Here is an 842-nt window from a genome sequence, read left to right as displayed (position 1 = left end):
ATACCGAGCCGCCCAGCTTCTGCGCCGCTTCCAGCGCCTCCTGCACCGTGAACGCCGCGTAACCTCGCGGCACCGGCACGCCGTGCTGGCGCAGCAGTTCCTTGGCCTGGTATTCGTGGATCTTCATCTGGTGTTCCTGTCTCCGGAGTGGCGCGAGTGTGGGCCGCGCGTCTGACCCGAACCTAACGGCGATCAAGCCGCGGCCGCGAGTCCGTTCTGGAAATGGGCCTGCATCAGGCGCCGGGCCGCATCGGCGTCGCGGGCGCAGATCGCGTCGACGATGGCGCTGTGTTCGGCCAGCGACTCGGCGATGCGCCCCTGCTTGAACAAGGAATGGTGGCGGTTGAGCTTCATCACCTTGCGCAGGTCGGTGACGACCTGCGTCGCCCAGCGGTTGCCCGCAGCCTCCAGCAGGGCCATGTGGAAGGCCTCGTTGGTGGCGAAGAACACGTCGCGGTCGCCGGTCTCGGTCTCGAGCCGGGCGTGCAGCGCGCGCAGGCGGTCGTGCTGCGCCGTGGCCGCCTTGGCGGCGACGGTGGCCGCGGCGTCGCTCTCCAGCAGCGCCAGCAGGTGATAGACCTGGGCCACGTCGGCGGCCGACATCTCGGTGACGTAGGCGCCGCGGCGCACCTTCATCGTCACCAGGCCCTCGGTGGCCAGCACCTTCAGCGCTTCGCGCAGCGGCGTGCGGCTGATGCCGAAGTCGGCGCAGAGCTTGAGTTCGTCTATCCAGCTGCCAGGCTCGAGCTGGCGCGAATAGATCTGCTGGCGCAGGCGTTCGGCCACCTCCTCGTACAAGGCGCGGGGTGACAGCGGGCGGGCTTCGGGGCGGTGCTGGAGTT

General features: G+C 69.2%; 2 protein-coding genes. Both read right to left on the bottom strand.

The genetic code is table 11. From position 1 onward, the window contains the following. A partial coding sequence (locus CKO43_RS25520) for an ATP-grasp domain-containing protein (protein ID WP_346728428.1) occupies positions 1 to 127 on the bottom strand: 127 nt, incomplete at its 3' end. A 65-nt stretch (positions 128 to 192) separates the two neighbouring features. Further along, positions 193 to 813 (bottom strand): GntR family transcriptional regulator, encoded by a 621-nt coding sequence (locus tag CKO43_RS25515; RefSeq protein WP_200380424.1) that lies wholly within the window; start codon positions 811 to 813, stop codon positions 193 to 195. Positions 814 to 842: the final 29 nt, after the last annotated feature.

Origin of the sequence: Rubrivivax gelatinosus (assembly GCF_016583785.1) — a bacterium.
In the GTDB taxonomy this organism is placed as follows: domain Bacteria; phylum Pseudomonadota; class Gammaproteobacteria; order Burkholderiales; family Burkholderiaceae_C; genus Rubrivivax; species Rubrivivax gelatinosus_B.
The sequence above is the reverse complement of the archived record's forward strand: the minus strand, read 5'-3'. Positions and strand labels throughout refer to the sequence as shown.